Below are 26474 nucleotides of genomic sequence, written 5' to 3'. Positions count from 1 at the left end.
GCCAGGCGAGGGGGAGACATGAGCGAGCGCGCCGCGCCGTTCTACTGCCCGTACTGCGGCGAGGAGGACCTGGAGCCCTACGTGACCGAGGAGGAGAGCCACGGATGGTATTGCAGGTCCTGCGCCCGCGCCTTCCGGGTGAAATTCCTCGGCCTCGGCGTGCGTTCGTAATCCCCAAAGGCTTTTCAGCCCATCATCCGATGAATCAATGAACGACGTGTGAGGAGTAACAATGTCGGTGGCGGAGATAGAGGCAGGACTGGAGCGGCAGCGGGTGACGCTGGACCTCCAGGGCATCGTGGAGTCCGCGGCGCGCTTCCTTGAGGACGCGCCCGCCCGGGAGATCATCCGTTGGGCCGCGGCCACCTTCGGCGACCGCCTCTGTCTCACCTCGTCGATGAGCGACGCCCTGCTGATCGATCTGGTCAGCAGGGTCAAGCCCGGCGTCGACGTGCTGTTCATCGACACCGGCTACCACTTCGCCGAGACCATCGGCACCCGGGACGCGGTCGAGGCGGTCTACCAGGTCAACGTGATCAACGTGAAGCCGTCCAGGACTGTCGAGGAACAGGACCGCGACCTGGGGCCGCGCCTGTACGGGCGCAACCCCGACCTGTGCTGCTACCTGCGCAAGGTCGAGCCGCTCAACCGGGCGCTCGAGCCGTACCTCGCCTGGGTGTCGGGCATCCGTCGCGACGAGTCGCCCACCAGGGCGAACACCAAGGTCGTGGAGTGGGACGCCAAGCGGCAGATGGTGAAGATCAACCCCATCGCCCGCTGGACCCAGGAGGACGTCGACAACTACATCGCCGACAACGGCGTCCTGATCAACCCCCTGCACTACGACGACTACCCCTCGATCGGCTGCGCCCCCTGCACCCGCCGGGTGGCGGCGGGCGAGGACCCGCGCAGCGGCCGCTGGGCCGGCCTCGGCAAGATCGAGTGCGGCATCCACCTCTGATGACCGTCCCGCACGAAGGCGCGCCGCTGATCGCGGTGGCGCACGGGTCCCGCGACCCGCGCGCCACCGCGACCGTGGAGGCGCTGCTCGACGGCGTACGGCGGGCGCGGCCCGGCCTGGACGTCCGCGCCGCCTATCTCGACCACTCCACGCCGTCGCTGCCGCAGGCGCTGTCGGGGCTGGACGAGGCCGTCGTGCTCCCCCTGCTGCTCACCGCCGCCTACCACAGCCGGGTGGACATCCCGGCGGCGCTGCGGGAGGCGGCCGGCCGCACGCCGCGACTGCGCGCCGTCTGCGGCCCCACTCTCGGCCCGCACCCGCTGCTCGTCCGGGCACTCGAGCGCCGCCTCGCCGAGGCCGGCGTGGAGATCGGCGACCCCGGCACCGCCCTGGTGCTCGTCTCGGCCGGCTCCAGCGACCGCCGGGCGAACGCGACGATCGCCGCCGTCGCCCGCGAGTGGGCGCGCACCCGCCCCTGGTGGTCGGTCAGCGCCGCCTACGCCTCGGCCGCCGCGCCCACCCCTCGGGACGAGGTCGTACGGCTGACGCGCGCGGGTGCCCCGAAGGTCGTGGTGGCGCCTTACCTGCTGGCTCCCGGCTACTTCGCCGACAGGGTGGAGCGCGACACCCTGGAGGCCGGGGCGCACGCCGTGGCCGGCGTCCTCGGCCCCGCTCCCGAACTGGTCACGCTCCTGCTCGAACGCCACGCCCAGGCCGTACGCGCCGCCTCCGAGGCCGCCTGACCGCGCGACCGGGGCTAGGTGAAAAGGTCGTCGGCGGAGGCGACGGTGGCGGCCCTGCGGACCCAGGTGCTGAGCTGGCTCAGGTCCTCACACCGGCGGATCCGTTCACGCGCTTCGTCGGAGATCTCCAGACCACGGGCGTCGAGCACCGTGAGAATCGAGTTGATCTCGCCTTCCGCACGGCCCTCCTCACGACCTTCCGCACGACCTTTGTCAACCCAGTGGGAGAAGTACTTCTCGCCGAGGTAGTCGAAGTCCTGAATGGTGGTCACCATCTCCTCCAGACGCTTGACGGTCACTTCGGGTAGCGAGCCGAACACGTGGTTCAAATATATTCTGACCCGATCCTCGTCCAGGGTCGCCAGCCCTGCCAGCATCGCCTCCAGCACCTGCTCGCTCTCGGCCTCGTCGGAGTGCGCCACGGCCGACAGCACCGCGAGCTCGGGGCAGGCGCGGGCCTGCTCGGGGTCGGTGATCAGGGGCATGCGGCCGGGGTGGATCGCCAGCGGGATGATGACACCGTTCGGGCCCAGCCGGATCGCCTTCTCGCACCAGCGGGCCATCGACTGGTCCGGGCAGATGACCAGCAGTGCGGTGTCGCACTTGTGCTGCGATCGCAGCGTTGCGACGTAGACAGGCCAGCTGAACCTCTTGGCGGCATCCCGTCCGAGCTGCACCTCCACGATCACGGCCAGGAGCGCCGTTCCGGTCTCGTCCCGCACGACCACCACCGAGTCGGCGCGGCGCTCGATCGGTCCCGGCTGGGTGCAGTCGGCCGCCTCGACCCGAGCGACGGCAACGGGCGGCATCCGCATCCCGGTCACACTGTGCAGTAGCTCAAGTGCGGTCTCCGGCCGGTTGCGGATGAGCTCGATCGGCATCTCGTGATCAATACCAGGCATGGCCGAGATATTACGTAGAGCATTCGTACAATCACGCAGAGTTTGCCAAAATGGCGGTGATTGGCGGCTATTGAATGTCGACGGACCTCGGCCGATTCGGTCAGGGCCGAGAGGAACCTCCGGTCCTCGCGATACCCGCTTCGCTCCCTCCACCCTCGGTGGACATTGGCGGACAGCACGCTGGCGCATGACAACCTGGACGAATCGGGACGTATTCGTTTAGTGCTGTGACCGGCATCATTTACCGGGGCAACCGCTGGACCGAGTTTCGCAGGGCTTATAGGTTCCCGACGTGACTGATGACGGCAAGACGCGGATCCGATTCGCAGAGGAAGCAGATGCAGCCGTGATCGCGCGGATCCACATGACCTCTCGGTCGGCGACGATGCCCTACCTGCCTCCGCAGAAGCGCAGTCACGAGCAGGTGACCAGATGGATCCAGAACGTCCTGCTCAAGCTGTGTCGCACGTGGGTCGCAGTGCGTGATGCGGAGATCATCGGCTATGCGGCCCTCGACGGCGACATGCTCGAACACCTCTATCTGCGCCCGGACGTCCGCCGCCAGGGAGTCGGCACGCTACTGCTCGACGAGGTCAGGCGGCACAGCCCTGACGGGGTGTCACTGCACGTCTTTCAGCAGAACACCGATGCCCGCGCGTTCTACGAGAGCCACGGTTTCACCGTCCTCGACACCAACGATGGTGATCGCAACATGGAGAACCTGCCCGACATGACGCTTCGCTGGACGCCGAACAGCGCTCAGTGATCTGTACCGGCCAGACGAGCCGAAGGCTCCGCCGCGGCTGAGAGTGGTCGGCCGCCCCCGCCGGACATGACAGACCGAACATCCAACGGAGCTCCTGTTGGACTGTGATCTTGGTCGACGCTGCTCTAGCAGGAGCTCCGTTGCTGTCTCCGCCACCCTTGGCAATCCTTACTGATCGGCAGCTGAACGGCATTGGCACTAGCCCTGCGGGGATGGCGGCTTCTCGCTGGGCTGGTCGCAGGCCGAGGACAGGATCTCCCGCCCGTTCGGCCCGCGGATCACGATGTCCCTGTCGCAGTTGATGGGCGTCGGCGCCACGGTCAGCAGCCACGCCTCCCGGATCGTCACCCTGCCGCCGGTCCGGTATTCGCCGGTCTCGCCGACGACCCGCTCGGCCTCCTGCTCGCCCAGCGCGGGAATCGGCGCGCCCGGGTCGCCGTCCGCCGCCACCCGCTGGACCGGCACCAGCGCGACGTCCACCTCGTTGTCTCCCCTCAGATCCCCGCCGGACTCGTCGATCCACGAGATCAGGTGGTCGACCTGGTCCCTCTGCACGCCGCAGACGCCCTGCGTCTCCAACCGGCCGTTCAGCCAGACGAACGCGTACGACGGCTCGCGGCAGTCGACCTGCACGTTCACCGAGGTGCTGATGCCCGTGTAGGGGAACCGCAGGACGCGCCCGCCCGTCTCGATCTCCTTTTCGAGGAACACCCGCTGCCCCGCGAAGTACGACACCCCCGGAGTCAGCGCAGGGCCGGCCATGGCGGCGGCGGCCGGGCGCTCGTCGGGCGCGATCGTGACCGTACGCGGCGAGGTCGCGGCCATCACCACGGCGGCCAGGCCGGCCAGCACCGCCCCCGCAGCACCGCGACGGCGCCGGATGCGCCGCACCCGCCGGTCGACGTCGGCCAGGGTGACACCCGCGCCTCCCGCCGTGGACGCGTCCCGGGCGAGCAGGTCACGCAGGTAGTCGTCGGTCATTGTCATGTCAGCCCTCCAGGCTCATCGCGGAGCGGGCGGCGGAATCGACGCGCAGCCTGGCCAGGGCCCGGCTCGCCTGGCTTCGAACGGTGGCGGCCGAGCAGCCGAGGATCTCCGCGATCTGGGCGTCACCCAGGTCGGCGAAGTAACGCAGCACGATCACGGCGCGCTGTTTCGGCGGCAGACAGGTGAGGGCCTGCCGTACGGCGTCGCGGGAGCCGAGCAGGTCGGCGGAGTCGCAGACGGCCGGTTCCGGCAGCACTCCGGTTGGCTGCTCGCCCCGCCAGCGTCTGCGCCACCAGGAGGCGTGGGTGTTGGCCAGAATGCGGTAGACGTACGGGTCGGGGTTCTCGCCGACCCTGCGCCAGGCCAGCCACGCCTTGGCCAGCGCCGTCTGGAGCAGGTCCTCGGCGGTGGCCCAGTCACGGCAGAGCAGGTAGGCCGTCCGCAGCAGTCGGTCCGAGCGCTGCTGGACGTAGCGCTCGAAGTCGGCCCGGTCGCGCATGTGCGGCCCCCAGGTTCTCGGTGATCCCTTGGTGAACGGTCACCGATGACTACGCCGTGGGGGCGTCCCGACGTTGCCCGGCGGGCCGATCCTCCGGGTGGCCGGCCGACGCGGCCCGATCAGTGGGCCCGATGAGTGGGCCCGAACGATCAGTGGGCGCTATCAGTGGGCGCGATCAATGCAGGCCGCGGTGGCGGCGGTGGGGCACCTCGTATCCGCCGTGGCCCGGGCGCTGGCGGCGCTCCTGCCACCACTCGCTCCAGGCGAACAAGCCACGCTTGATCGGCTCGGCCCGCGAGTCGCCGATGATCTTCACATCGCCCATCAGCACGTACGCCGTGACCTTGACGACGGGGGCGGACTGGCCGCGAGGCGCCTCGACCACCTGGACCTTCTTGTCGCCCATGATCGTGACGCCGGAGAGCTCGACGTCGACACCGTCCGGCACGATGATCTTCACGTCGCCCATCACGCACGTGGCGACGATGTCCACCTCACGCCCGCGCACCTCGGCCTGGCGCAGGTCGAGGACCACGTCGCCCATCACGCAGACCGCGCCGATGCCGTCGTCGATCCGCCACGTGCCTGTCCTCTTGGCGTCGCCCATCACCGCCACGATCCACTTGCGCATCCTGCCCTGCGGGGCGGCCGGCACAGCGGGCCCGGGAGTGGGGGAGGGAGCGCCGCCCGGCAGGTCGGCGGTGATCTGGGCGAGCTCGCCGTGGGTCTGTGCCAGATAGGCGGCCTCGGTCCGCTCCGTCAGTTCCGCGAGGGTCAGCCGTCCCTCCGCGGAGGCCACGCGCAACTGCTCCACCGCTGCCTCGCGTTCGGCGTCGGATGCCCGCATACCACCCGGATCGTTCACGCCCTACACCGTATCCCGGCCGGCCCCGCTCTCCCTCCTCCCTGGGAACGATCCTGGGAACGATCTCGGAGACGACCCGGAGAGACGAATCCCGGAGACGATCCGGAGAGACGATCCCTGCGGACGACGCACGGAAGGGGCTGTGTGAGCATGGAATCGTGACCCGCAGCAGGTTATTGGAAGCGGTGGCGGGAGGGGACGTCTCGCGGGTGGCGGCGATGCTGCACCCGGACACCGCCGTGAACCCCGCTCAGGGGACGACGCCGCTCTACCGGGCGGCCGTCTGCGGTCACCACGACATCGTCAGGCTGCTCCTGGAGTACGGCGCCGACCCGGACCAGCCGAGCGGGGGGCACGAGGAGGGCCTTCCGCTCTGCGCGGCGGCGTGCTGGAACCACGCCGAGACCGTGCAGGCGCTGCTCGACGGCGGGGCCGACCCCGACGCGGCGGAGGAGGGCGGCTGGACGCCCCTGCTGTGGGCCGCGGCGAACGGCAACCTGGAAGTGGCCGACATCCTGCTCGACGCCGGGGCCGATCCCGGCCGGGCCGACGACGACGGCGACACCCCGCTGACGCTGGCCGCGATCTTCGGGGCGTACGGGATCGTCTGGTCCCTGCTGGAACACGGCGCCGACCCGTCCGCGCCCGGCTGGGACGGCGCGACCCCCCTGGAGATCGCCGTGCGGCTGACGGCGGTGGATCTCGAAGCCGTGTTGCGCGAGGAGATCTCCACGAGGGTGGAGGGCGAGCACACGGTGCTGGTGGTCCACGCCTGCGGCGCGGACGGCACCCGGCGGGTCACGGTCGAGGCGCGCGGCGCCGACGGCCTCTACTCGATCACCCGTCAGCAGGGGCACGCCGCGATCGCGACGGTCCTGGAGGCGACTCTCGGCCTGCGGCCCCCCGCGGACGTGCTGCTCAGGCGCGCGCTGCCCTATCGCGATCTGGACGAGGACGACGAGACGTGGTGGGCGGCCGTCCACGCGCTCCAGTCCCGTCACGACGAGGAGACGTTCCTGGCGCTGGCCCGGCTGTGCGAGAGCGACGACCCGGTGGAGCGGGAGTTCGGCGTCGACGTGCTCGCGCAGTTCGGCCAGATGACGGACGTCGGCGGGCAGACGGGGCTGGGCGAGCCGGGACCCGGCGGGGAAACGGGCCTCGGCCATGCCATCGGGCACGACCCCTACCGGGATCGCGTCCTGGAGATCCTGCGCGACCTGGCCCGGCACGAGACCGAGCCCGCGGTCGTCGAGGCGCTGCTCCGCGCGTTCGGCCACCAGGCCGACGAACGGGCGCTCCCCGAGGTGCTCACGATCATCAATACCCCCGGCCGGGAGCCCACGGTCCACGACCCCATGGCACTCGCCGCGGTCATGCCTCCGGACCACGAGGACGGGCTGGCCACGTTGATCCGGCTGAGCCGGTGCGCCGACGACGAAGTGCGCGACTGGGCCACCATGGGCATCGCGGGGCTGCCCGCCGACACCGCCCCCATCAGGGACGCCCTGGTCTCCCGGCTGACGGACCGCGATCTGACGACGGTGGCCGAGGCCGCGCGGGGCCTGGCCGGGCGCGGGGACCGGCGCGCGATCGAGGGCGTCCACCGGGTGCTGTGCGAGGCGGGCGCCGACCAGGACTACGCCCGCGACCTCGCCCTGGAGGCGGCCCAGGAGCTCGGACTGGAGATTTCGGGCGCTTGACCGTTTGCCGTCCGGTGTTTGTCGCGGCCGCCCGAGATGTTGAGATGGAGTCCCGGCATGGACGAGTCCCGGCATCGACCACAGGAGGACCAGTGACCCACGACGTGACCAACCAGGTGCCCCCGCTCACCGGCCACGACGTCGCGGCCGACCAGGCTCTGCTGGAGGGGCTCACCAGGGAGGGAGCGGACTGGGCTACGGGGGAGCTGCGCCAGCTCGGCCTGCTGGCCGGTTCGGCGAAGGCGCAGGAGTGGGGGCGGCTGGCCAACGAGCACCCGCCCGTCCTTCGCACCCACGACCGCTACGGCAACAGGATCGACGAGGTCGAGTTCCACCCGGCCTGGCACGAGCTGATGACGGTCGCCGTCGAGAGCGGCGCGCACGCCGCGCCCTGGACGTCGGCCCGCCCGGGTGCGCACGTCGCGAGGGCCGCCAAGTTCTTCACCTGGTCCCAGGTCGAGGCCGGGCACGGCTGCCCGATCTCCATGACGTACGCCGCCGTGGCCGCGCTGCGGCACTCGCCGTCGCTGCGCGCGGAGTGGGAGCCGCTGCTCGCCTCCCGCACGTACGACTTCGGGCTGCGCCGGCCGCAGGACAAGCGCGGCGTGCTGGCCGGGATGGCCATGACCGAGAAGCAGGGCGGCTCCGACGTGCGGGCCAACACCACCAGGGCCGAGCCGCTGGGCGACGGGAGCTTCGCCCTGACCGGTCACAAGTGGTTCAACTCCGCCCCGATGTGCGACGTGTTCCTGGTGCTGGCCCAGGCCCCGGGCGGGCTGTCGTGCTTCCTGCTCCCCCGTGTGCTGCCCGACGGCACCCGCAACGCGGTGCACCTGATGCGGCTGAAGGACAAGCTCGGCAACCGGTCGAACGCCTCGGCCGAGGTCGAGTACGAGGGCGCGGTCGCCTACCTCGTCGGCGAGGAGGGCCGGGGCGTCCGGACGATCATCGAGATGGTGAACATGACCAGGCTCGACTGCGTTATCGGCTCGGCCGCCGGCATGCGGTACGGCCTGACGCAGGCGCTCCACCACGCCCGTCACCGCAGGGCGTTCGGCCGGACGCTGGCCGAACAGCCGCTGATGCGCTCGGTGCTCGCCGACCTGGCGCTGGAGTCGGAGGCGGCGACCACGCTCATGATGCGCCTGGCCGGGGCGACCGACAGGGCGATCCGGGGCGACGCGGCCGAGGGCCTGTTCCGGCGGGCGGCGCTCGCCGCCGGCAAATACTGGGTGTGCAAGCGGGCGCCGGTCCACGCGGCGGAGGCGCTGGAGTGCCTCGGCGGCAACGGGTACGTCGAGGAGTCGCAGATGCCCCGGCTGTTCCGGGAGTCGCCGCTGAACGGCATCTGGGAGGGCTCGGGCAACGTGGCAGCCCTCGACCTGATGCGCGTGATGGCCAGAGAGTCGGAGGCGGTCGAGGCGTTCTTCGCCGAGGTGGCCCTGGCTCAGGACAGGAGGATCGCGGACGCGGCCGAGCGGGTGCTGAAGAGGCTCGCCTCGGCGGGAGAGGCCGACGCGCGCCGGGTGGCCGAGGAGATGACGCTGGTCCTCCAGGCGTCCCTGCTCGTACGGCACGCCCCCGCCGCGGTGGCCGACGCGTTCTGCGCCTCGCGCCTGTCCGGCGACTGGGGGCGGGCCCTCGGCACGCTCCCCTCCGGCCTCGATCTGGAGGGGATCCTGGACCGCGTGGCGCCGGCGTGAGCCGACCGGCCATGCCGGTGGGCCATGCCGGTGGGCCATGCGCACCGGCGGCGGCGTTAAGGTCACTGTGGATAGGCTCCGCTTACTGAAGGGATATCGCCATGGCGACCACTCGTACCGCGACGACGCAGTGGAAGGGCGCGCTGCTCGACGGTTCGGGCACCGTTTCGCTCGACACCTCCGGGGTCGGCTCCTTCGACGTCTCCTGGCCCTCCCGGGCGGAGGCGGCCAACGGCAAGACGAGCCCGGAGGAGCTGATCGCCGCGGCCCACTCCTCGTGCTTCTCGATGGCCCTGTCCGCCGGCCTGGCCAAGGCGGGCACGCCGCCGCAGTCGCTGGAGACCCGGGCGGACGTGACCTTCCAGCCGGGCGAGGGCATCACCGGCATCGTGATCTCCGTCCGCGGGCAGGTGCCCGGCATCTCGGCCGAGGACTTCCAGGAGGCCGCCGAGACGGCCAAGGCGAACTGCCCGGTGAGCAAGGCGCTCGCCGGCACGACGATCACCCTCAACGCCGAACTCGTCGGCTGAGCACCAGCGGGAGCCCCCGCCGGACCCGATCCGGCGGGGGCTCCCGCGTTCCCGTGCGAGAGCAGGGGTCGTCGCGGGTGCACGATTCGCCCGAGCAGTGGAGAATGAGGTTACATGCGCGAGGTTTGGCCTGGAGAGCCCTACCCGCTCGGCGCCACCTGGGATGGTGTGGGCACCAATTTCTCGGTGTTCTCAGAAGTGGCCGAGCGGGTCGAACTGTGCCTGTACGACGACAGGGGTGAGGAGACCCGCGTCGACCTGCCCGAGGTCGACGGGTTCGTCTGGCACGGCTACGTGCCGGGAATCATGCCCGGCCAGCGGTACGGCTTGCGCGTGCACGGGCCCTACCGGCCCGACTACGGGCACCGGTGCAATCCGTCCAAGCTGCTGCTCGACCCGTACGCCAAGGCGATCGAGGGCTCGGTGCGGTGGAACGAGTCGCTCTTCTCCTATCACTTCGCCGACCCCGCGCGGCTCAACACCGAGGACTCCGCGCCGTACATGCCGAAGAACGTGGTCGTGAACCCGTTCTTCGAGTGGGGCAACGACCGGCCGCCCCGCACGCCCTACCACGAGACGGTGATCTACGAGGCGCACGTGCGCGGCCTGACCATGCGCCATCCCGCCGTCCCCGAGGAGCAGCGGGGCACCTACGCGGGGCTCGCGCACCCGGCCGTGATCGACCACCTCCAGTCGATCGGCGTGACGGCGGTCGAGCTCATGCCGGTGCACCAGTTCGTGCCCGAGCACTTCCTGGTCGCCCGGGGGCTGACCAACTACTGGGGCTACAACACGATCGCCTACATGGCGCCGCACAACGCGTACGCCAGCTCCGGGCAGCGCGGCGAGCAGGTCCAGGAGTTCAAGGCGATGGTGCGCGCCCTGCACGACGCGGGGATCGAGGTGATCCTCGACGTCGTCTACAACCACACCGCCGAGGGCGACCACATGGGCCCCACGCTGGGCTTCCGGGGCATCGACAACGTCGCCTACTATCGGCTGCGCGAGGAGGACCGCCGCTACTACCTCGACTACACCGGGTGCGGCAACTCGCTGAACGTCCGCTCGCCCCACGCGCTTCAGCTGATCATGGACTCGCTGCGCTACTGGGTGCTCGACATGCACGTGGACGGCTTCCGCTTCGACCTCGCCGCCGCGCTGGCCCGGGAGCTGCACGACGTCGACCGGCTGAGCGCGTTCTTCGACCTCATTCAGCAGGACCCGGTGATCTCGCAGGTCAAGCTGATCGCCGAGCCGTGGGACGTCGGCCCCGGCGGCTACCAGGTCGGCAACTTCCCGCCGTTGTGGACGGAGTGGAACGGCAAGTACCGCGACTCCGTGCGTGACTTCTGGCGCGGGGCCTCCCGGACGCTGCCCGAGTTCGCCTCGCGTCTGGCCGGGTCGAGCGACCTGTACGCCAGCAGCGGCCGCCGCCCGGTCGCCTCGATCAATTTCGTGACCGCCCACGACGGGTTCACCCTCACCGACCTGGTGTCGTACGACCACAAGCACAACGAGGCCAACGGCGAGGGCAACCGCGACGGCACGGACGACAACCGCTCCTGGAACTGCGGCGCCGAGGGCCCCGTGGAGGATCCCGGCATCGTACGGCTGCGCCGCCGGCAGCGGCGTAACCTCCTCACCACGCTGTTCGTGTCCCAGGGCGTGCCGATGCTGCTGGCAGGCGACGAGTTCGGCCGCACCCAGCAGGGCAACAACAACGCCTACTGCCAGGACAACGACACCTCGTGGATCGACTGGTCGCTGATCCGGCAGGAGGGCGACCTGCTCGATTTCGTCCGCCGCCTGGCCGCGTTACGGCGGGCGCATCCCGTCTTCAAACGGCGGCGGTTCTTCCAGGGCCACTCGTTCGGGGACGGCAGCAGGGACATCATCTGGCTCACGCCGTCCGGCACCGAGATGACCGACGGCGACTGGCACACCGGCTACGCGAAGTCGCTGGCGGTGTACGTCAACGGCGACGCGATCAGCGAGCCCGGCCCGCGCGGCGAGCGGATCACGGACGAGACGTTCCTGCTGCTGATCAACGCGCACCACGAGAACCTGACGTTCGCCCTCCCGGGGCCGGAGCTGGGGGCCGCCTGGCGCCCCGTCCTCGACACCGCCGACGAGGACGTCCGCGACGACCCGTACGCCGAGGAGATCCTGCCCGCCGAGGCCAAGGTCTGCCTCGCCGACCGGTCCATGCGGGTCCTGGTCTGCGCCGGCGGCTGAGCCGTTCCCGCCGCCGCCCCGGCCGCCGGAAGGCCGCGTCGTGACCGGGCCCGCTGGAAGGCGGGATTCCGGCAGGGCCAACCGGGAAGCCGGATCCTGGCAGGGCACGCCGGAAAGCCGCGCGGTCGGGACCGCCGGAGAGCCGGGCCACGACCCCGCGCGGGTCTCCCCCCGGTAGGGGTCGGCGGCACGAACCCGGCCACTCACCCTCATACGGGACGTTCCTGCACGCTTCGTTACTCTCGGGCGCGTGACCACGACACCAGTGCAGGCCGGCCTGCCGCCGAAGCCCCGGGCGGCGGTCGTGCGGGACGCCCTCGGGGTCGGCACGGCCGTCGGCCTGTCGGGCTTCGCGTTCGGCGTGACCTCGGCGGGCGCGGGGATGACCGTCGTCCAGACCTGCGTGCTGTCGCTGTTCGTGTTCACCGGGGCGTCCCAGTTCGCGCTGGTGGGCGCGCTCGGCAGCGGCGGGAACCCGCTCGCCGCCGCGGCCGGGGCGCTGCTGCTCGGCGTCCGCAACGCCTTCTACGGGCTGCGACTGTCCCAGCTGCTCGGGCTCCCCGCATCGGTCCGCCCGCTCGCCGCGCAGTGGGTGATCGACGAGACCTCCGCCGTGGCCCTGGCCCAGTCCGACCGGCGCCTCGCCCGGCTCGGGTTCACGGTCACCGGGGTCAGCCTGTACGCCGGATGGAACATCACCACGTTCCTGGGCGCGCTGGGCGCCTCCGCGCTCGGCGATCCGGCGGCGTGGGGGCTCGACGCCGCCGGTCCGGCCGTCTTCCTCGCCCTGCTCCTGCCCATGCTCCGGGCCCGCTCCTCCTCCGCGCCCGCCACTGCTCCCCCTGCGGCTTCCCCGGCCTTCCCGGAACCGGCCGATCAGCTGGCCCGCCCGCAGGCGGCGCCGCCCGGCACGCCACCACCTGCCACTCAAGCATCCGGCACACAGGCACCTGGCGCATCACCACCTGGAACACGGGCACCTGGAACACCGGCAGCCGGCGCATCGCCGGCCCGGGGCCCGCTCCCCCGGCGCGCGGAGGCGGCGGTGGCCGTGGCGGTGGCGGCGCTGGCCGTCGTGCTCGCCCTCGTCTGCGTGCCGTTCGTGACCGCGGGCGTGCCGGTGCTGGTGGCCGTGCTCGCCGCGCCCGCCGTACTCGCCGTACTCGCCGTGTCACGGCTGCTCACCCGTCGCCCGTCCCGAGGAGGACGCTGATGGTCTGGGTCGCGATCGTCGTCACCGCGGCCGGGTGCTACGCCGTGAAGCTGCTCGGCCTTTCGGTGCCGGCGGCGGTGCTGGAGCGGCCGCTCGTCCGCAGGCTGGCCGCGCTGGTGCCGATCGCGGCGCTGGCCGCGCTGATCGCCCTGCAGACCTTCGCCGACGGCCGCACGCTCGTCGTCGACGCCCGGGCCGCCGGGCTCGCCGCGGCGGCCGTCGCGCTGCTGCTGCGCGCGCCGTTCCTGGTGGTCGTCGCGGTCGCCGTCGTCGTCACCGCGGCCGTCCGCGCACTGGCGGGCTGAGGGTCAGGCCGGCCGACGGCCCGGCGGCGCAGCGGGTCAGCGGGTCAGCGGGTCAGCGGGCGAGGATCTTGTCGAGGTCGTAGCTCACCGGGCGTTCGAGCTGTTCGTAGGTGCAGGACGCGGGGGTGCGGTCCGGGCGCCAGCGGCGGAACTGGGCGGTGTGCCGGAAGCGATCGCCCTCCATGTGGTCGTAGGCCACCTCGACCACCCGCTCCGGCCGCAGCGGGATGAACGACAGATCCTTCTTGGCGTTCCACCGTGACACGGCCCCGGGCAGGCGCTGGCCCTCGGCGCCGCCCCCCGCGACCTCGGCCCAGTGTCCCCACGGATGCTCGCTCAGGTCCTGCACCCGGTAGGGCGCGAGCTCCTCGACGAGCTCCTCGCGCCGCTTCATCGGGAAGGACGCGGCGACGCCTACGTGGTGCAGGCGGCCGTCCGGCGAGTAGAGCCCGAGCAGCAGCGAGCCGACGATCGGCCCCGACTTGTGCTCGCGGTAGCCCGCCACGACGCAGTCGGCCGTCCGCTCGTGCTTGACCTTGAACATCACGCGCTTGTCCGGCGTGTACGGCTGGTCGCCCGGCTTGACGACGATGCCGTCCAGGCCTGCGCCCTCGAACGCGTCGAACCACTCGGCGGCCCGGCTCTCGTCCCGGGTCACCGGTGTGAGCCGCACGGACCGGCCCGCACCCGCCAGCATCTCCTCCAGCCGGGCCCTCCGCTCCGAGAACGGCGCCTCCATGAGGTCTTCCGTCGCGGTGGCGAGCAGATCGAAGGCGACGAAGGACGCGGGCGTGTTCTCCGCCAGCAGCCGCACCCGGGACTGCGCGGGATGGATGCGCTGCTGCAACGCGTCGAAGTCGAGCGACTGCCCTCTGATCAGCACGATCTCGCCGTCCACCACGCACTTGGGCGGCAGCTCCCGCCTGACGGCCTCGACCAGCTCGGGGAAGTAGCGCGTGAAGGGCCGCTCGTTCCTGCTGCCGAGGAAGACCTCGTCGCCGTCGCGGAAGACGATGCAGCGGAAGCCGTCCCACTTCGGCTCGTAGTAGAGCGTGCCGTCCTGCTTCGGCAGCCCCTTGACGGCCTTGGCGAGCATCGGCGCGACCGGCGGAACTACCGGCAGATCCAGGTCGGGGATCTCCGGCTCAACCGGAAGCTTCATCCTGCGCCTCCCTGATGTAGCGGCAGAAGAGGAAACCGTCCTCTTCGAGCACCTGGGCGAGGGTCAGCGGCGTGTGCGATGCGACGCCGTCCAGTATGCGCGCCGCGTCGCCGCCGGTCAGCAGCGGGCTCACGGTCAGCGCCAGCTCGTCGACCAGGCCGGCGGCGGCCAGCTGCGCGTTCACTCGGGGGCCGCCCTCGCACAGGACGCGGCCGAGCCCCCGGTCGCGCAGCTCGCCCACGGCCCTCGTCAGATCGACCCGGTCGTCGCCCGCGACGATGAGGTCCGCCCTCGCGGCCGCCTCCTCGCGGCGGTCCTTCGGCGCCGACTCCGTCGTGATCACGATCGTCCGGGCGTACGGCTCGGCCTCGGTGAACAGCGAACTGCCGAGATCGAGGTCGAGGCGGCGCGTGACGACGGCGACGGGCGGCGCCGGAGGCCTGCCCTCCCGCAGATCCCGCCACGACTCGCGCGGACGGGCGGGCCGGTATCCCTCCGTGCGAACGGTGGCGGCCCCGGCCAGCACCACGTCGGCCAGGCCGCGCAGCAGTCCGAAGATCCGCTTGTCGGCCCGGCCGGACAGGCCCTCCGAGTGGCCCTCGACCCAGGCCGCGCCGTCGGCGCTGGCGACCATGTTGAGGCGCAACCAGTGGTCGCGCGGGTAGGCGTAGGCGGCGGGGATGTCCGGCTCGTCCTCGGCGTAGGGGTGGATGCGGCGCACGCTTCCTACAGTGGCACACGAGAGAACCCGACGCAGTGAGCGGAGTGAGCGGTGAGGAACGAGCCGCTCCGCACCGGGTGACCCGCTGCCGCCGATGACCGTTTCATCCCTCCCGGCACCCCGACACGGCGCGAAATTCACGATCCCGGGGCTTCGCCGTTCTAATCTTTCGGCCGGTCGCAACAGGCCACAGGATCCGGTGAACATTCGGGGGGCGGACATATGCGCGGGCCGAGCAGGCGGGAGATGCTGGCGTCGGCGGTGCTGGGCACGGCGGCGATCGCGTTCGGGGTGAGCGGGGCGGCGGCGCACGCGGACCCGGTCCGGCCGCCGGTCCGCCGGCGGCTCGGCGACATGACCAAGCAGCAGTGGGAGGCGTTCGTCCGGGCGGTGCGCGCGCTGAAGGCACGGGGGACCTACGACGCGCTGGTCAAGACCTACACGGACAACTTCGCGGCCACCCACGCCAACGGCTTCTTCCTGCCGTGGCAGCGCAGGCATCTCCTGCACTTCGAGCAGGAGCTCCAGCGCATCGATCCGGCCGTGTCCGTGCCGTACTGGGACTGGCCTCTCGACAGCCGGGCGCCGGAGCGCTCGACGGTGCTGTCGAAGGCGTATTTCGGGGGAAACGGCAATGCGAAGCACGATCAGGCCGTGCTCGACGGCGCGTTCGCGGGGTGGACCGCCAGAATCCCGCAAGTCCATCCGCTCCGGCGCTCCTACGCCGACGGCGGGAAGATCTCCCCATGGGCCTCGGCCGATCTCATCGCCACCATGCTGAAAAATCCGGACTTCCAGGTGTTCAACATGCAGCTGGAGATCCACATCGGCGCGGTGCAGATGGGCATCGGAGGGGACCTGGCCCAGGCTGCCGCCCCGAACGACCCCCTCTACTGGGTCGTCGCCTGCTTCGGCGACCTGCTGTGGCAGATGTGGCGATCCCGCCATCCCGAGGTCCCGGTCCGGTCGGCGTACGGGAACGTGACCGAGAACAGCCGCCTGCCCCGGTACGGCGACACGGTCGCGGGCGTCCTGGACGTCGAGAAGCTGGGCTACCGCTACGACGGCGTGTGGCCGCGTACGCGCTGACGCGGGGCCCCTCGGCCCGAACGGCGGACCTCACCACGCGTACAACCGGCATGGAGGGGAAGGGCAGACGAAGGGGACAGCGGCGGTGAGGCTCGATCGGCGGGCGTCCGACGAGCCCGGAGCCGATCGGGCGGAAGCGGGTCGTACCGCCGCGGCCCCACCCGCGCGGAACGCCGCCGATGTGACGGGACATCGAGACGGCGAACCCGCTGCCGTGGGGAGACAGAACTCATGTGCCGCTGGCTGACCTACACCGGCTCGCCGATCGCCCTGGAGAAACTGCTCTACGAGCCGGAGAACTCCCTGATCGACCAGAGTCTCCACGCCAGGTACGGCGAGGAGACGGTGAACGGCGACGGATTCGGCGTCGGCTACTACGGCGACGCCGGCGTGCCGCCCGCGGTGTTCAAGGACACCAAACCCGCGTGGGGCGACCGCAATCTCCGCGAACTGGCCCGCCATGTCCGGTCGCCGCTGTTCATGGCGCACGTGCGCGCGTCCTCTGGAACGGCGATTCAGCAGACGAACTGCCATCCGTTCAGGTACGGCTCCTGGCTGTGGATGCACAACGGCGCGATCTCCGAGTTCGGCCGTCTCAAACGGGATCTGGTCCTGGCCGTCGCCCCGGACCTGTTCCCGGCGATCGAGGGGTCCACGGACTCGGAGGTCATGTTCTTCCTGGCGCTCACGCTGGGGATGCGCGAGGACCCGCCGGGAGCGGTGGAGCGGATGGCCGGTCTCGTGGAGCGGACGGCGCGCCGCCACGACGTGGACGATCCGCTCCAGATGTCGCTGGCCACCTCGGACGGGGAGTGCCTGTGGTCCTTCCGCTACTCCAGCGACCGCCGTTCGCGGTCGCTCTTCCACAGCTCGAACACCCAGACGCTCCGACACCTCCATCCGGAGGTGTTCGAGTCGGCCGATCTCTCCGACGACGCGCGGCTCGTCGTGTCCGAGCCGCTGCGTGACCTGCCCGGCCTGTGGCTGGAGGTGCCGGAGTCGACGTACACGGTCGTCAGACCGAACTTTTTCGATATGCACCCATTCAGCCCAGCTACACCCTGACCCGAGACGGAGAGGAGCGGACGGTGACTCCACAGGAAGGCAGGCGGGCCGGGCAGCGGCCGGTATGGGTCAACCCGTTGTTCGGGGTGACCGACCCCGCCTCCGGGATCACGTCGGTCCCTCCCCGGAGCCGGCTGCCGGAGGGGCCCACGGCGCCCGCCAGCGTGTCCCGGCTCATCCGCGACGAGCTGATGCTCGACGGGAACCCACGGCTGAACCTCGCCACATTCGTGAGCACCTGGATGGAGCCGGAGGCGCACGCGCTCATGGGCGACATGGCCGACAGAAACCTCATCGACAGGGACGAGTATCCCGCGACCGCCGAGCTGGAGCAGCGCTGCATCCCGATGATCGGCCATCTGTGGAACGCTCCCGACCCCGACTCCTCGATAGGGACGTCCACCGTCGGGTCCAGCGAGGCGTGCATGCTCGGCGGGATGGCGCTCAAACGCCGCTGGATGCGGCGCAACGCCGGCCGCTACGCCGCCGGAGCGCGGCCCAACCTGGTCATGGGCGTCAACACCCAGGTGTGCTGGCAGAAGTTCTGCAACTACTGGGAGGTGGAGCCCCGCACGGTACCCATGGAGGGCGACCGGTTCCATCTGGGCGCCGAGGAGGCGGCCGGGCAGTGCGACGAGAACACGATCGGCGTCGTCACCGTCCTCGGCTCCACCATGGACGGAAGCTACGAGCCGATCGCCGGCATCTGCGCGGCGCTCGACGCGCTCGAGGAACGCACCGGGTGGTCCGTCCCCGTGCACGTGGACGCCGCGTCGGGCGGGATGATCGCCCCCTTCCTCGAACCGGACCTGGTGTGGGACTTCCGCCTTCCGCGGGTCGCCTCCATCAACGTCTCCGGGCACAAGTACGGGATGGTCTATCCGGGGCTCGGGTGGATCCTGTGGCGGGACCGGGACGCGCTCCCGGGTGATCTGGTGGAGCACGTCGACTACCTCGGCGGAGACGTCGCGACGTTCACACTGAACTTCTCCCGGTCCGGGTCGCAGGTCGTCGCGCAGTACTACAACTTCCTCCGGCTCGGTTACGAAGGGTTCCGCGAAGTACAGGGCGCCCTCCGGCGGGTGGCGACCCATCTCGCCGAGCGCATCGAGGGCCTCGGCTGCTTCCGGCTCCTCACCCGGGGCGACCAGCTGCCGGTGTTCGCCTTCACCACCGGCGACGACGTCACCAGGTTCAACGTCTACGACGTGTCCCGGCGGCTGCGGGAGTGGGGCTGGCTGGTGCCGGCCTACCCGTTCCCGCCCAACCGGGACGACCTGCACGTGCTGAGGGTGGTGTGCCGCAACGGCTTCTCACTCGATCTGGCCGATCGCCTGGCGGACGACCTTCACAGCCTGCTGCCCTGGCTGCACAGGCAGCCCGCCCCGATGTTCGGCCCGGACGCCGCGACCAGCTTCCACCACTGATCCACCCACCGGCACGCGCCGGGACGCCGACGGCCACCGCGCGTTCCGGCCAGGCCGGTGCCGGGGTGGCCGGCGGCGTGACCGGGCGCGCGTGCCGCACGGCCCGGCGGGCCCTCGTGTCAGGCCCTCGACGCGGCGCGGGCCCTGCCGGGCGTCTGGGCGACCGTCTCCCGCTCCTGCCTCTCCTGCTGGCGAGCGGTCCTGGAGAGGTCCTCCAGCTCGTGCGCGGTCTCCTCGAACTCCTGCGCGGCCTCACGGCTCATCTTGCTCACGATCCTGCGCCCGCGGAGCGCCATGTCCTCGTACACCTCGCCGGCCTTGGCGAGGGCGTACGGCCCGACGCCCGCGAGGGCGCAGAACGGCTTGGACATCGTGATCCTCTTGACCGGTGTCGTCACTTGGTCACTCTCCATACATATCGGTCTAGCGGCGGCTTCCAGCTGTTCCGGGCAGGGGACAACGGCCGTGCGTCAGGAAGGCGGCCTGCCGAGGGCTTCCATCCCGGACGCTGACGGCGCCGGCGGCCCGCTCCGGGCCGACGTCCGCGGCCCTGGCAGCCGTCCGCGGATCCGTCCAAGTGATGTGGCCGGGACTCCCGCGGTCGTCGTCAGGTTCGCCGCGGCCGCAGCTCAGGCACATGCGGATGTCTCCCCCTGCTCGGTCGTGTGCACAACGGCCCCGCCCTCGGCAGCGGTACGAGGGCGAGGCTCGTGGGTGTTCCAGGTTCGTCCGTATGCGGTCTTGCCCGGGGACGAGCGCCCGCTCCCCCGTCGGCGAGCGCTCGCCAGGACCATCCCCGCACCCATCTCCAGGGACACCGAGCGGGAATGCAAGAGCCGATCAAGAGCAGAGACAGGCGGACAAAAACACCGTTCGGCGAGTCAGGATCAGCTGGACGGCCTCGCCTTGCTCGGCTGCACGCGCCTCGGCTCGCCGGGCATCTTCGGGTAGTTCGGCGGGTACGGCATGTCGCCCCGCTCGTCGGCGTCGTACCACTCCAGCAGCGTGCCGATGTCGTAGGCCCGGTCGTCGATCGCCCGCTGCACGTCGCCCAGCTCGGCGAACCGCTCCGGCATCGTTTTGATGTCGAAGTCGCGCGGGTCGCAGTCGGCCAGCTCCTCCCAGGTCACCGGGGCGGAGACCCGGGCGTCGGGCCGCGCGCGGACCGAGTAGGCGGCCACCACCGTGCGGTCGCGGGCGTTCTGGTTGTAGTCGATGAAGACCTTCTCCCCCCGCTCCTCCTTCCACCAGGCGCTCGTCGCGAGGTCCGAGCGCCGCTCGACCTCCCGGGCGAAGGCGATCGCGGCGTACCGCACCTCGGTGAAGGTCCAGCGGGGCTCGATGCGCACGTTCACGTGGACGCCGCGGCTGCCCGAGGTCTTGGGGAAGCCCGTCATGCCCAGCTCGTCGAGGATCTCCTTGGCCGTGAAGGCCACCGTGCGGGCCTGCTCGAACGAGGTGCCGGGCTGCGGGTCGATGTCGATGCGCAGTTCGTCGGGGTGGTCGAGGTCGGCGCGGCGGGCGTGCCACGGGTGGAAGTCGATCGTGCCGAGGTTGGCGCACCACGCGATGGCCGCCACCTCGGTCGGGCAGAACGCGTCGGCGGTGCGCCCGCTGGGGAAGCGCACGGTGACGGTCTCGATCCAGTCGGGATGCCGGGGCATCCGCTTCTGGTAGATCGCCTCGGTGCCGACGCCGTCGGGGTGCCGCTTGAGGTAGGTCGGCCGCTCCCGGAGGGCGCGCAGCACGCCGTCCCCCACGCTCACGTAGTACTCCACCAGGTCGCGCTTGGTGGCGCCGATCTCGGGGAAGTAGACCTTGTCCGGATTGGTGACCTTGACCGTGCGGCCACCCACCTCTATCTCGATGTACGGCGAAGCCATGGAGGTGACCCTACCCGGATGAGGGGGTCCGTCCCGGGCTGCCGACGGCGGCCGGACCGGGCGCTCCCACGGCCGCGCCCTCCCGGCGCAGGCACGTGGTCGCGTACGGCGCGCTCGCGTTCGGACGGCGCCGCACGCGACGGGACGGACCACGGCGGCCGCCCGCGGGCGGCCTCCTCTCACCGTCCGGCGGCGTCCAGCACGGGTCGGGTGCCTCGCCGCCCTAACGGCGGTGCGGGTGACCGCCCCCGCGCGGGTGACGGCGATCAACCCCCTCGTCAGTGAAGACGCCGGAAGACCTGGAAAAGGATGCTCCGGCTCACCAACATGTGCGGGGAAGATCCGGGGCGTCCCTGGAGTTTCTCACTTCGTAATCCCCGCGAGGGGCTGCCGAAGGCAGGGTGGTGAGCATGGAGAAGGTAATCAAGAGCGACGCCGAGTGGCGCGCGCAGCTTTCCCCCGAGGAATACCGGGTCCTCCGGCAGGCGGGTACCGAGCGCCCGTTCGCCGGCGAGTACGTCGACACCAAGACCGTCGGCGTCTACTCCTGCCGTGCCTGCGGGGCGGAGCTGTTCCGGTCGGACACCAAGTTCGAGTCGCACTGCGGCTGGCCGTCGTTCTACGAGCCGTCCGAGTCGGCCGCCGTGACCCTGCACGAGGACGACTCGCTCGGCATGCGCCGGGTGGAGGTCCGCTGCGCCCGTTGCGACTCGCACCTCGGGCACGTGTTCCACGGCGAGGGCTATCCCACGCCGACCGACGACCGGTACTGCATCAACTCGGTCTGCCTGACCCTGCAGCCGGGCGAGTGACGCCTATTTCGGCTCGGGGTAGGTGACCCGGCAGTCGTCGTCGTCCGGGCCGAGGACGTTGGCGAGGACGGGGTTGCCGTTCTCGCCGAACCGGGACTGGACGAACACCACGGGGTTGGCCTCCCCCCGCTCGGCCAGATACTCCAGGCCGCGTTTGCACAGCGTGATCGCGGTCTTGGAGTTGTCCGCGTTCTCGGGGAGGTTCGTGTAGATGCGCAGGTAGCCGCCCTCGCTGCGGATGTCCTTGACCCGCTTGGCGGTCTTGTCGCTCCACCTGCTGCGGAAGTAGGCCTGCGCCGTGGTGTCGGTGTACTTGGACGGTCCCGACGCCTTCTCCTCGGCCGCCTTCTTGTCCCGTTTCGCGGCCGGCTTCTTGTCGGTGTCGACGCTGGCGACGGTCAGCTCGCCGGCCGGGGAGGCCTGCGGCGCCGGCGCGGCGACCACCTGCCCGGGCTCCGCGTCGGACCGCGACAGCGGCCAGGCGATCGCGACGGCCCCGACGGCGAAGGCGGCCACCCCCAGGGACACTTCGACGACGTGCGAACGGGCCCGCCTCTTGCGGCGGCGCCCCCTGGAACGTGCCAGCCCGCTAGCCACTCTGCCTCACCCAGACGTCCATCCTTCGTCACAGTATGGCAAAGACTTCGGGCCGCCAAGACCGTTTTCGACGCTTAGCGCAAGATCCGCCCGAATGTCCCTTGCGTACTCCGCCGAGGCGTGGACCGCTCCGGCCCGCAGGACGTCCGTCGTGGCCGGGGCCCGGGGACGGGTTCCCGACGTGGCTGATGGCGGGCATAAGCCGCCGCTATGAGCAGATCGGAAGCTCCGCGCCGTTTCCCGCTTTCACCTCTTCGAAGCGCCGAGCCGCCCATCCGGCGGCCGGCGACGAACCGAACGAACCGAACGAACCGAGGGTGAACGTGATGACCGTGGAAGTGACGACCGGGGAGCTGGCGGGACAGGGCGCTCTGGTCACGGGGGCCACCAAGGGAATCGGACGGGTGACCGCGCTGACGCTGGCCCGGCTCGGCGCCGAGGTGGTGCTGTCCGGCCGCGACGAGCGGCAGGGCGAGCAGGCGGTCGAGGAGATCCTCGCGAGGGGCGGCCGGGCGCACTTCGTCGCGGCCGACCTGCGCGACGAGGCGTCCGCGCGGTCGCTCGCGCGGCGCGCGACCGAGTTGGTGGGCCATGTGGACGTGCTGGTGAACAACGCCGGCGTCTACCCCTTCGCCCCCACGACGGACATGACCGAGCAGGACTTCGACGGGGTCTACGACGTCAACGTGAAGGCCCCGTTCTTCCTCGTCGCCGAGTTGGCGCCGGCCATGGCCCTGCGCGGCGGGGGCGCGATCGTCAACGTCACCACGATGGTGGCGGAGTACGGCCACTCCGGCTACAGCCTGTACGGCTCCAGCAAGGCCGCGATCGTGCTCCTCACCAAGTCGTGGGCCGCCGAGTTCGGCCCCAGGGGCGTGCGGGTCAACGCGGTGAGCCCCGGCCCGACCCGCACGGAGGGCACCGCGCCCATGGGCGAGGACCTGGAGATCCTCGCGCGGACCCTGCCCGCCGGCCGTCCCGCCTCCCCGGAGGAGATCGCCGAAGCGATCACGTTCCTGGCCTCGCCGCGGGCGAGCTTCGTCCACGGGACGACCCTCCACGTGGACGGCGGCCGCTGGGCGGTCTGACCCCCTTCCCACCCGGCGCGGCTCGGCGGCCGGCCCTCCGCCGGCCGCCGAACCGCCGTCCACGAACCCGAAGGAGTGATCACCATGGAGACCACGCAGGACACCGCCCGTCGGCTCGCCGCGCTGCACGCCGCCTCGCGGTCGTTGACCGCGCTGGTGTGCGGGCTCTCGGAGGAGGAGCTGAAGCAGCCGTCCTACGCGGACGGCTGGAGCATCGCCCAGGTGCTGTCTCACCTGGGCAGCGGGGCGGAGATCAGCGCGAGGCTGGTGGAGCGGGGCAGGGCCGGGGACATGACCGGTCCGACCCGCGAGGAGATGCTGCCGGTCTGGGCACGCTGGGACGAGCTGCCCCCGCTCGCGCAGAGGGCGGCATGGCGGGAGGCCGACGCCCGGCACCTGGGCCTGCTGGACTCCCTCGACGCGACCGAGCGCGCCACTGTGCGGATTCCGTACTTCGCGGGACAGATCGGCGTTCCCGCCTACCTGGGCTACCGCCTGTCGGAGCAGTCGGTGCACGGCTGGGACGTGACCGTGGCCCTCGACCCCGGCGCGACCGTCCCCGACGAGGAGGCGCGCCTGCTGTGGGAACGCCTCAACCTGGTCACGAGCCGGTTCCACGACCGCGGCACGCTCCGCCGCCTCGCTCCCGCCCGGGTGGCGCTGGAGCTGACCGACCTGCGGCGCACGGTCTGTCTCGACCTGGGAGAGGAACCGCGCATCCGCCCCGAGGAGCCGGCGGACCCCGCGGCCACGGTCACCGGAACCACCGACGCCGTCCTGCGCCTCGTCTACGGACGCAACCGCCCCGGTGCCGACGGCGTCACGGCCAGGGGCTCGGTGGCGCTGGACGACCTGCGCTCCCTCTTCCCGGGCTTCTGACGAGCACGGGCGCCGCGCCGAGTGGGAAAGCCCCGGGCGGCGTCCTCGGCGCCCCGGCCCCAGGCCGGGGACCTGATCGCTAGGGCAGCGCGGCGACGAGCTCGCCGACCGGCTTGCGGGTGCCGGTGTAGAAGGGGATCTCGATCCTGGTGTGCCGCCTCGCCTCGGCTCCGCGCAGGTGGCGCATCAGGTCGACGATGCGGTGCAGCTCGTCGGCCTCGAACGCCAGCATCCACTCGTAGTCGTTGAGCGCGAAGCAGGCGACCGTGTTGGACCGCACGTCGGGGTACTCGCGCGCCATCATGCCGTGCTCGGCCAGCATCCTGCGCCGCTCGGAGTCCTCCAGCAGGTACCACTCCAGGGACCGTACGAAGGGGTAGACGCAGACGAAGCCCCTGGGCTCCTCCTCCGCGAGGAAGGCCGGGATGTGGGACTTGTTGAACTCGGCCGGGCGGTGCAGGGCCATGGCCGACCACACCGGCTCGCTCGCGCGCCCGAGGGCGGTGCGGCGGAAGCGGGTGTAGGTCTCCTGCAGGTCCTCCGGCGAGGCGGCGTGCCACCAGAACATGAAGTCGGCGTCGGCGCGGAACCCGGCCACGTCGTAGCAGCCCCGGGTCGTCACGTCCTTGCCCGCCGCCTGCGCGAGCAGTTCCTCGACCTCGTCGGCCACGCCCTCGCGGGCGTCGGGAAGGCGGTCGCGCAGCCGGAAGACCGACCACATCGTGTAGCGGATGACCAGGTTGAGATCGCGCGCCTTGGGCCGCGGGGCAGGCTCCGTCATGCCTCCATTCTGCCGGTGGGGGGCGGTGGTCCGGCCGCCGGGTGCCTCCCAGATCAGGCCCGTCGGCGGCCGGCGTCCACGCCGCCCCTCAGGCGTCCGCGGCCGGTGTGCCCTGCGTCTCCGGCAGGTGCTGCGTCTCCCGCAGGTGCTCCAGGACGAGCTTGGCGGCGGTGCGGGCGGTCGCGACGCAGGCCGGGATGCCGACGCCCTCGTACGCGGCGCCGCAGACGGCGAGGCCGGGCTGCCCGGCGATCGCGGCGCGCACGCGGGCGACGCGGTCGAGGTGGCCCACGTCGTACTGCGGGAGCGCGCCGCCCCAGCGGGTGACCCGGGTGTCCAGCGGCAGGCCCCGCACGCCCATGATCTCGGCCATCTCGTTCATCGCCAGAGCCGTCAGCTCGGCGTCGTCGCGCTGGAGCACGAGTTCCTCGCCCAGCCGGCCGAGCGAGCACCGCACGATCAGGACGTCGCGGTCGGCCTCGGCGAGGTGGGGCCACTTGACGCTGCTGAACGTCGCCGCCTTGACCGGCCTGCCCTCGACCGGCGGCACGAGGTAGCCGCTGCCCTCCGGCGGCTCGGGGAACGCCGCCCTGGGATAGGCGAGGGTGACGATCCCCATGCTGGCGTACTCGATCGCGGCCAGTTCGGCCGCCGCCTTCGGCGCCTCCCGCCGGAGCAGGCGCGAGGCGGGCCGCGCGGGGACCGCCAGGACGACGGCGTCGGCGTCGATCGTCTCCTCGTCCCTGGTGGGACCGGTGACCAGCCGCCAGCCGTCCGGCGTCCTGATCAGGTCGCGGACGGTGACGCCGGTGCGGATCTGCGCGCCCGACTCCTTGGCCACCGCGGCGGGCAGCGCGCCCAGGCCGTTCCTGAGCGTGGTGAAGACCGGCCCGGCGTCCGCGGGGGCCTCCGCCGTGATGCTCCGGGCCGCCTGCAGCAGCGACCGATCGGTGCGGGCGACGGCGGCGATCCTCGGCATGGTCGCGTCCAGCGACAGCATGTCGGCCCGGCCCGCGTACACGCCGCCGAGCAGCGGCTCGACCAGCCGGTCGACGACCTCGCTCCCCATCCGGGCCCGGATGTACGCCGCCACGGAGACGTCTCCGGTCACGAGCGTCGGCGGCAGGAACTGGTCGAGGGGCACCCGGGCGAGCCCGGCCGGCGACAGGACGCCCGAGCGCGCGAGGGCGACCACGTCGGAGGGGACGCCCATCACCTGCTGCCGGGGCAGCGGGCGCAGCGCCCCGCGCGACAGGACCGCGGCCCGGGTCGTGCCGGGGTCCACCAGGTCGTCGCCGAGGCCGGCCAGCCGGGCCAGTTCCTTGCCCTCGGGCCGCCGCGCCAGCATCGACTCGGCGCCCGCGTCGACCTCGATCCCCGCCACCTGCGAGGCGTACAGCTTGCCGCCGACCCTCGGCGCCGCCTCCAGCACTGTGACCCGCAGGCCGGCGTCGGCCCGGTTCAGGTGCAGCGCCGCGGCCAGACCCGCGATGCCCCCGCCGACGACGACCACATGACGTCCCGCAATCCCGTCCATGGGGCAAAGCTACCGGCCCGTACG

At 71.5% G+C, this 26474-nt stretch carries 27 protein-coding genes; 16 read left to right on the top strand and 11 right to left on the bottom strand.

The window, feature by feature from the left end; translation table 11 throughout:
* Window positions 1–18 precede the first annotated feature (18 nt).
* The 3 genes from BXA11_RS12880 (at window position 19) to BXA11_RS12870 (ending at window position 1704) form a co-directional block, all read left to right on the top strand.
* Complete coding sequence (locus BXA11_RS12880; RefSeq protein WP_076434694.1) at window positions 19–171, top strand: Insertion element protein; 153 nt, start codon at window positions 19–21, stop codon at window positions 169–171.
* A 61-nt stretch (window positions 172–232) separates the two neighbouring features.
* Window positions 233–961: a phosphoadenylyl-sulfate reductase gene (locus BXA11_RS12875; protein ID WP_076434693.1), complete on the top strand. Its 729-nt coding sequence runs from the start codon at window positions 233–235 to the stop codon at window positions 959–961.
* Window positions 961–1704: a sirohydrochlorin chelatase gene (locus BXA11_RS12870; RefSeq protein WP_076434692.1), complete on the top strand. Its 744-nt coding sequence runs from the start codon at window positions 961–963 to the stop codon at window positions 1702–1704. Before BXA11_RS12875 ends, BXA11_RS12870 begins: the two co-directional genes overlap by 1 nt.
* A 14-nt stretch (window positions 1705–1718) precedes the next feature.
* Here BXA11_RS12870 and BXA11_RS12865 read toward each other — a convergent pair whose 3' ends face one another.
* Window positions 1719–2606 carry an RpnC/YadD family protein gene (locus BXA11_RS12865; RefSeq protein ID WP_076434691.1) on the bottom strand — a complete coding sequence of 296 codons (888 nt, stop codon included), beginning with the start codon at window positions 2604–2606 and terminating at the stop codon, window positions 1719–1721.
* Between the two features lie 292 nt (window positions 2607–2898).
* Here BXA11_RS12865 and BXA11_RS12860 point away from each other — a divergent pair, with 292 nt between their 5' ends.
* Window positions 2899–3372, top strand: coding sequence for a GNAT family N-acetyltransferase (locus tag BXA11_RS12860; RefSeq protein ID WP_076434690.1), 474 nt, complete (start codon window positions 2899–2901; stop codon window positions 3370–3372).
* A 198-nt stretch (window positions 3373–3570) separates the two neighbouring features.
* On the opposite strand, the gene BXA11_RS12855 is transcribed toward BXA11_RS12860, so the two are convergent.
* The 3 genes from BXA11_RS12855 to BXA11_RS12845 all read right to left on the bottom strand — a co-directional run bounded on the left by BXA11_RS12855 (window position 3571) and on the right by BXA11_RS12845 (window position 5723).
* Window positions 3571–4359 (bottom strand): hypothetical protein, encoded by a 789-nt coding sequence (locus BXA11_RS12855; protein WP_143734228.1) that lies wholly within the window; start codon window positions 4357–4359, stop codon window positions 3571–3573.
* Between the two features lies 1 nt (window position 4360).
* Complete coding sequence (locus BXA11_RS12850; RefSeq protein WP_030505400.1) at window positions 4361–4858, bottom strand: SigE family RNA polymerase sigma factor; 498 nt, start codon at window positions 4856–4858, stop codon at window positions 4361–4363.
* Between the two features lie 175 nt (window positions 4859–5033).
* Window positions 5034–5723 (bottom strand): DUF1707 SHOCT-like domain-containing protein, encoded by a 690-nt coding sequence (locus BXA11_RS12845; RefSeq protein WP_083744189.1) that lies wholly within the window; start codon window positions 5721–5723, stop codon window positions 5034–5036.
* Window positions 5724–5881: 158 nt separating this feature from the next.
* On the opposite strand from BXA11_RS12845, the gene BXA11_RS12840 reads away from it, so the two are divergent.
* The 6 genes from BXA11_RS12840 (at window position 5882) to BXA11_RS12815 (ending at window position 13409) form a co-directional block, all read left to right on the top strand.
* A complete protein-coding gene (locus BXA11_RS12840) occupies window positions 5882–7423 on the top strand; it encodes an ankyrin repeat domain-containing protein (protein WP_239104973.1) in 1542 nt (513 codons plus the stop codon).
* A gap of 44 nt (window positions 7424–7467) precedes the next feature.
* Entirely contained in the window at window positions 7468–9126 is a 1659-nt protein-coding gene (locus BXA11_RS12835) for an isovaleryl-CoA dehydrogenase (RefSeq protein WP_076434687.1), read from the top strand.
* Window positions 9127–9227: 101 nt separating this feature from the next.
* Window positions 9228–9656, top strand: coding sequence for an OsmC family protein (locus BXA11_RS12830; RefSeq protein ID WP_030505403.1), 429 nt, complete (start codon window positions 9228–9230; stop codon window positions 9654–9656).
* A 114-nt stretch (window positions 9657–9770) separates the two neighbouring features.
* Complete coding sequence (glgX, locus tag BXA11_RS12825) at window positions 9771–11891, top strand: glycogen debranching protein GlgX (protein ID WP_076434686.1); 2121 nt, start codon at window positions 9771–9773, stop codon at window positions 11889–11891.
* A 250-nt stretch (window positions 11892–12141) separates the two neighbouring features.
* Complete coding sequence (locus BXA11_RS41295; RefSeq protein WP_239104972.1) at window positions 12142–13104, top strand: AzlC family ABC transporter permease; 963 nt, start codon at window positions 12142–12144, stop codon at window positions 13102–13104.
* Window positions 13101–13409, top strand: a complete 309-nt coding sequence (locus tag BXA11_RS12815; protein ID WP_030505406.1) for an AzlD domain-containing protein — start codon at window positions 13101–13103, stop codon at window positions 13407–13409. The genes BXA11_RS41295 and BXA11_RS12815 overlap by 4 nt, the downstream gene beginning before the upstream one ends.
* Before the next feature lie 52 nt (window positions 13410–13461).
* On the opposite strand, the gene BXA11_RS12810 is transcribed toward BXA11_RS12815, so the two are convergent.
* Window positions 13462–14571 carry an ATP-dependent DNA ligase gene (locus tag BXA11_RS12810; protein ID WP_239104971.1) on the bottom strand — a complete coding sequence of 370 codons (1110 nt, stop codon included), beginning with the start codon at window positions 14569–14571 and terminating at the stop codon, window positions 13462–13464.
* Window positions 14555–15292, bottom strand: a complete 738-nt coding sequence (locus BXA11_RS12805) for a pyrimidine reductase family protein (RefSeq protein ID WP_076434685.1) — start codon at window positions 15290–15292, stop codon at window positions 14555–14557. Before BXA11_RS12805 ends, BXA11_RS12810 begins: the two co-directional genes overlap by 17 nt.
* Before the next feature lie 222 nt (window positions 15293–15514).
* Between BXA11_RS12805 and BXA11_RS12800 the strand changes: the two genes are divergently transcribed.
* The 3 genes from BXA11_RS12800 (at window position 15515) to gad (ending at window position 18873) form a co-directional block, all read left to right on the top strand.
* Complete coding sequence (locus tag BXA11_RS12800; protein WP_076434684.1) at window positions 15515–16381, top strand: tyrosinase family protein; 867 nt, start codon at window positions 15515–15517, stop codon at window positions 16379–16381.
* 231 nt (window positions 16382–16612) lie between these two features.
* Window positions 16613–17446: a class II glutamine amidotransferase gene (locus tag BXA11_RS12795; RefSeq protein WP_076434683.1), complete on the top strand. Its 834-nt coding sequence runs from the start codon at window positions 16613–16615 to the stop codon at window positions 17444–17446.
* Between the two features lie 23 nt (window positions 17447–17469).
* Window positions 17470–18873 carry a glutamate decarboxylase gene (gene gad / locus BXA11_RS12790; protein ID WP_076434682.1) on the top strand — a complete coding sequence of 468 codons (1404 nt, stop codon included), beginning with the start codon at window positions 17470–17472 and terminating at the stop codon, window positions 18871–18873.
* A 119-nt stretch (window positions 18874–18992) separates the two neighbouring features.
* On the opposite strand, the gene BXA11_RS12785 is transcribed toward gad, so the two are convergent.
* Complete coding sequence (locus BXA11_RS12785) at window positions 18993–19271, bottom strand: hypothetical protein (RefSeq protein WP_143734227.1); 279 nt, start codon at window positions 19269–19271, stop codon at window positions 18993–18995.
* Window positions 19272–19760: 489 nt separating this feature from the next.
* Window positions 19761–20756: a non-homologous end-joining DNA ligase gene (gene ligD, locus BXA11_RS12780; RefSeq protein WP_076434680.1), complete on the bottom strand. Its 996-nt coding sequence runs from the start codon at window positions 20754–20756 to the stop codon at window positions 19761–19763.
* A 410-nt stretch (window positions 20757–21166) separates the two neighbouring features.
* Here ligD and msrB point away from each other — a divergent pair, with 410 nt between their 5' ends.
* Window positions 21167–21568 carry a peptide-methionine (R)-S-oxide reductase MsrB gene (gene msrB / locus BXA11_RS12775; RefSeq protein WP_030505414.1) on the top strand — a complete coding sequence of 134 codons (402 nt, stop codon included), beginning with the start codon at window positions 21167–21169 and terminating at the stop codon, window positions 21566–21568.
* Window positions 21569–21571: 3 nt separating this feature from the next.
* On the opposite strand, the gene BXA11_RS12770 is transcribed toward msrB, so the two are convergent.
* A complete protein-coding gene (locus BXA11_RS12770; protein WP_143734226.1) occupies window positions 21572–22096 on the bottom strand; it encodes a hypothetical protein in 525 nt (174 codons plus the stop codon).
* A 395-nt stretch (window positions 22097–22491) separates the two neighbouring features.
* Here BXA11_RS12770 and BXA11_RS12765 point away from each other — a divergent pair, with 395 nt between their 5' ends.
* Together BXA11_RS12765 and BXA11_RS12760 are read left to right on the top strand one after the other, a co-directional pair.
* Window positions 22492–23253, top strand: coding sequence for an SDR family NAD(P)-dependent oxidoreductase (locus tag BXA11_RS12765; protein ID WP_051761250.1), 762 nt, complete (start codon window positions 22492–22494; stop codon window positions 23251–23253).
* 84 nt (window positions 23254–23337) lie between these two features.
* The gene (locus BXA11_RS12760; protein ID WP_076434678.1) at window positions 23338–24132 is read left to right on the top strand and encodes a maleylpyruvate isomerase family mycothiol-dependent enzyme; all 795 of its coding nucleotides are present in this window, start codon (window positions 23338–23340) and stop codon (window positions 24130–24132) included.
* Window positions 24133–24211: 79 nt separating this feature from the next.
* Here BXA11_RS12760 and hemQ read toward each other — a convergent pair whose 3' ends face one another.
* Together hemQ and hemG are read right to left on the bottom strand one after the other, a co-directional pair.
* A complete protein-coding gene (gene hemQ, locus BXA11_RS12755; protein ID WP_076434677.1) occupies window positions 24212–24913 on the bottom strand; it encodes a hydrogen peroxide-dependent heme synthase in 702 nt (233 codons plus the stop codon).
* An 88-nt stretch (window positions 24914–25001) separates the two neighbouring features.
* On the bottom strand, window positions 25002–26450 hold the full coding sequence (hemG, locus tag BXA11_RS12750) for a protoporphyrinogen oxidase (RefSeq protein ID WP_076434676.1): 1449 nt from the start codon (window positions 26448–26450) through the stop codon (window positions 25002–25004).
* Window positions 26451–26474: the final 24 nt, after the last annotated feature.

The sequence above is a fragment of the Microbispora rosea genome (assembly GCF_900156315.1).
Lineage (GTDB): Bacteria > Actinomycetota > Actinomycetes > Streptosporangiales > Streptosporangiaceae > Microbispora > Microbispora rosea.
This window is presented reverse-complemented; position numbering and strand designations above follow the sequence as displayed.

Bases quoted from the DNA above. Each gene is read 5' to 3' on its own strand.
- BXA11_RS12830 (WP_030505403.1), top strand. From the start codon at position 9,228: ATGGCGACCACTCGTACCGCGACGACGCAGTGGAAGGGCGCGCTGCTC.
- msrB (WP_030505414.1), top strand. From the start codon at position 21,167: ATGGAGAAGGTAATCAAGAGCGACGCCGAGTGGCGCGCGCAGCTTTCC.
- BXA11_RS12875 (WP_076434693.1), top strand. From the start codon at position 233: ATGTCGGTGGCGGAGATAGAGGCAGGACTGGAGCGGCAGCGGGTGACG.
- BXA11_RS12855 (WP_143734228.1), bottom strand. From the start codon at position 4,359: ATGACAATGACCGACGACTACCTGCGTGACCTGCTCGCCCGGGACGCG.
- ligD (WP_076434680.1), bottom strand. From the start codon at position 20,756: ATGGCTTCGCCGTACATCGAGATAGAGGTGGGTGGCCGCACGGTCAAG.
- BXA11_RS12870 (WP_076434692.1), top strand. From the start codon at position 961: ATGACCGTCCCGCACGAAGGCGCGCCGCTGATCGCGGTGGCGCACGGG.
- BXA11_RS12850 (WP_030505400.1), bottom strand. From the start codon at position 4,858: ATGCGCGACCGGGCCGACTTCGAGCGCTACGTCCAGCAGCGCTCGGAC.
- hemQ (WP_076434677.1), bottom strand. From the start codon at position 24,913: ATGACGGAGCCTGCCCCGCGGCCCAAGGCGCGCGATCTCAACCTGGTC.
- BXA11_RS12880 (WP_076434694.1), top strand. From the start codon at position 19: ATGAGCGAGCGCGCCGCGCCGTTCTACTGCCCGTACTGCGGCGAGGAG.
- BXA11_RS12800 (WP_076434684.1), top strand. From the start codon at position 15,515: ATGCGCGGGCCGAGCAGGCGGGAGATGCTGGCGTCGGCGGTGCTGGGC.
- BXA11_RS12835 (WP_076434687.1), top strand. From the start codon at position 7,468: ATGGAGTCCCGGCATGGACGAGTCCCGGCATCGACCACAGGAGGACCA.
- BXA11_RS12795 (WP_076434683.1), top strand. From the start codon at position 16,613: ATGTGCCGCTGGCTGACCTACACCGGCTCGCCGATCGCCCTGGAGAAA.
- BXA11_RS12865 (WP_076434691.1), bottom strand. From the start codon at position 2,606: ATGCCTGGTATTGATCACGAGATGCCGATCGAGCTCATCCGCAACCGG.
- BXA11_RS12760 (WP_076434678.1), top strand. From the start codon at position 23,338: ATGGAGACCACGCAGGACACCGCCCGTCGGCTCGCCGCGCTGCACGCC.
- BXA11_RS12765 (WP_051761250.1), top strand. From the start codon at position 22,492: ATGACCGTGGAAGTGACGACCGGGGAGCTGGCGGGACAGGGCGCTCTG.
- BXA11_RS12810 (WP_239104971.1), bottom strand. From the start codon at position 14,571: ATGAAGCTTCCGGTTGAGCCGGAGATCCCCGACCTGGATCTGCCGGTA.
- glgX (WP_076434686.1), top strand. From the start codon at position 9,771: ATGCGCGAGGTTTGGCCTGGAGAGCCCTACCCGCTCGGCGCCACCTGG.
- hemG (WP_076434676.1), bottom strand. From the start codon at position 26,450: ATGGACGGGATTGCGGGACGTCATGTGGTCGTCGTCGGCGGGGGCATC.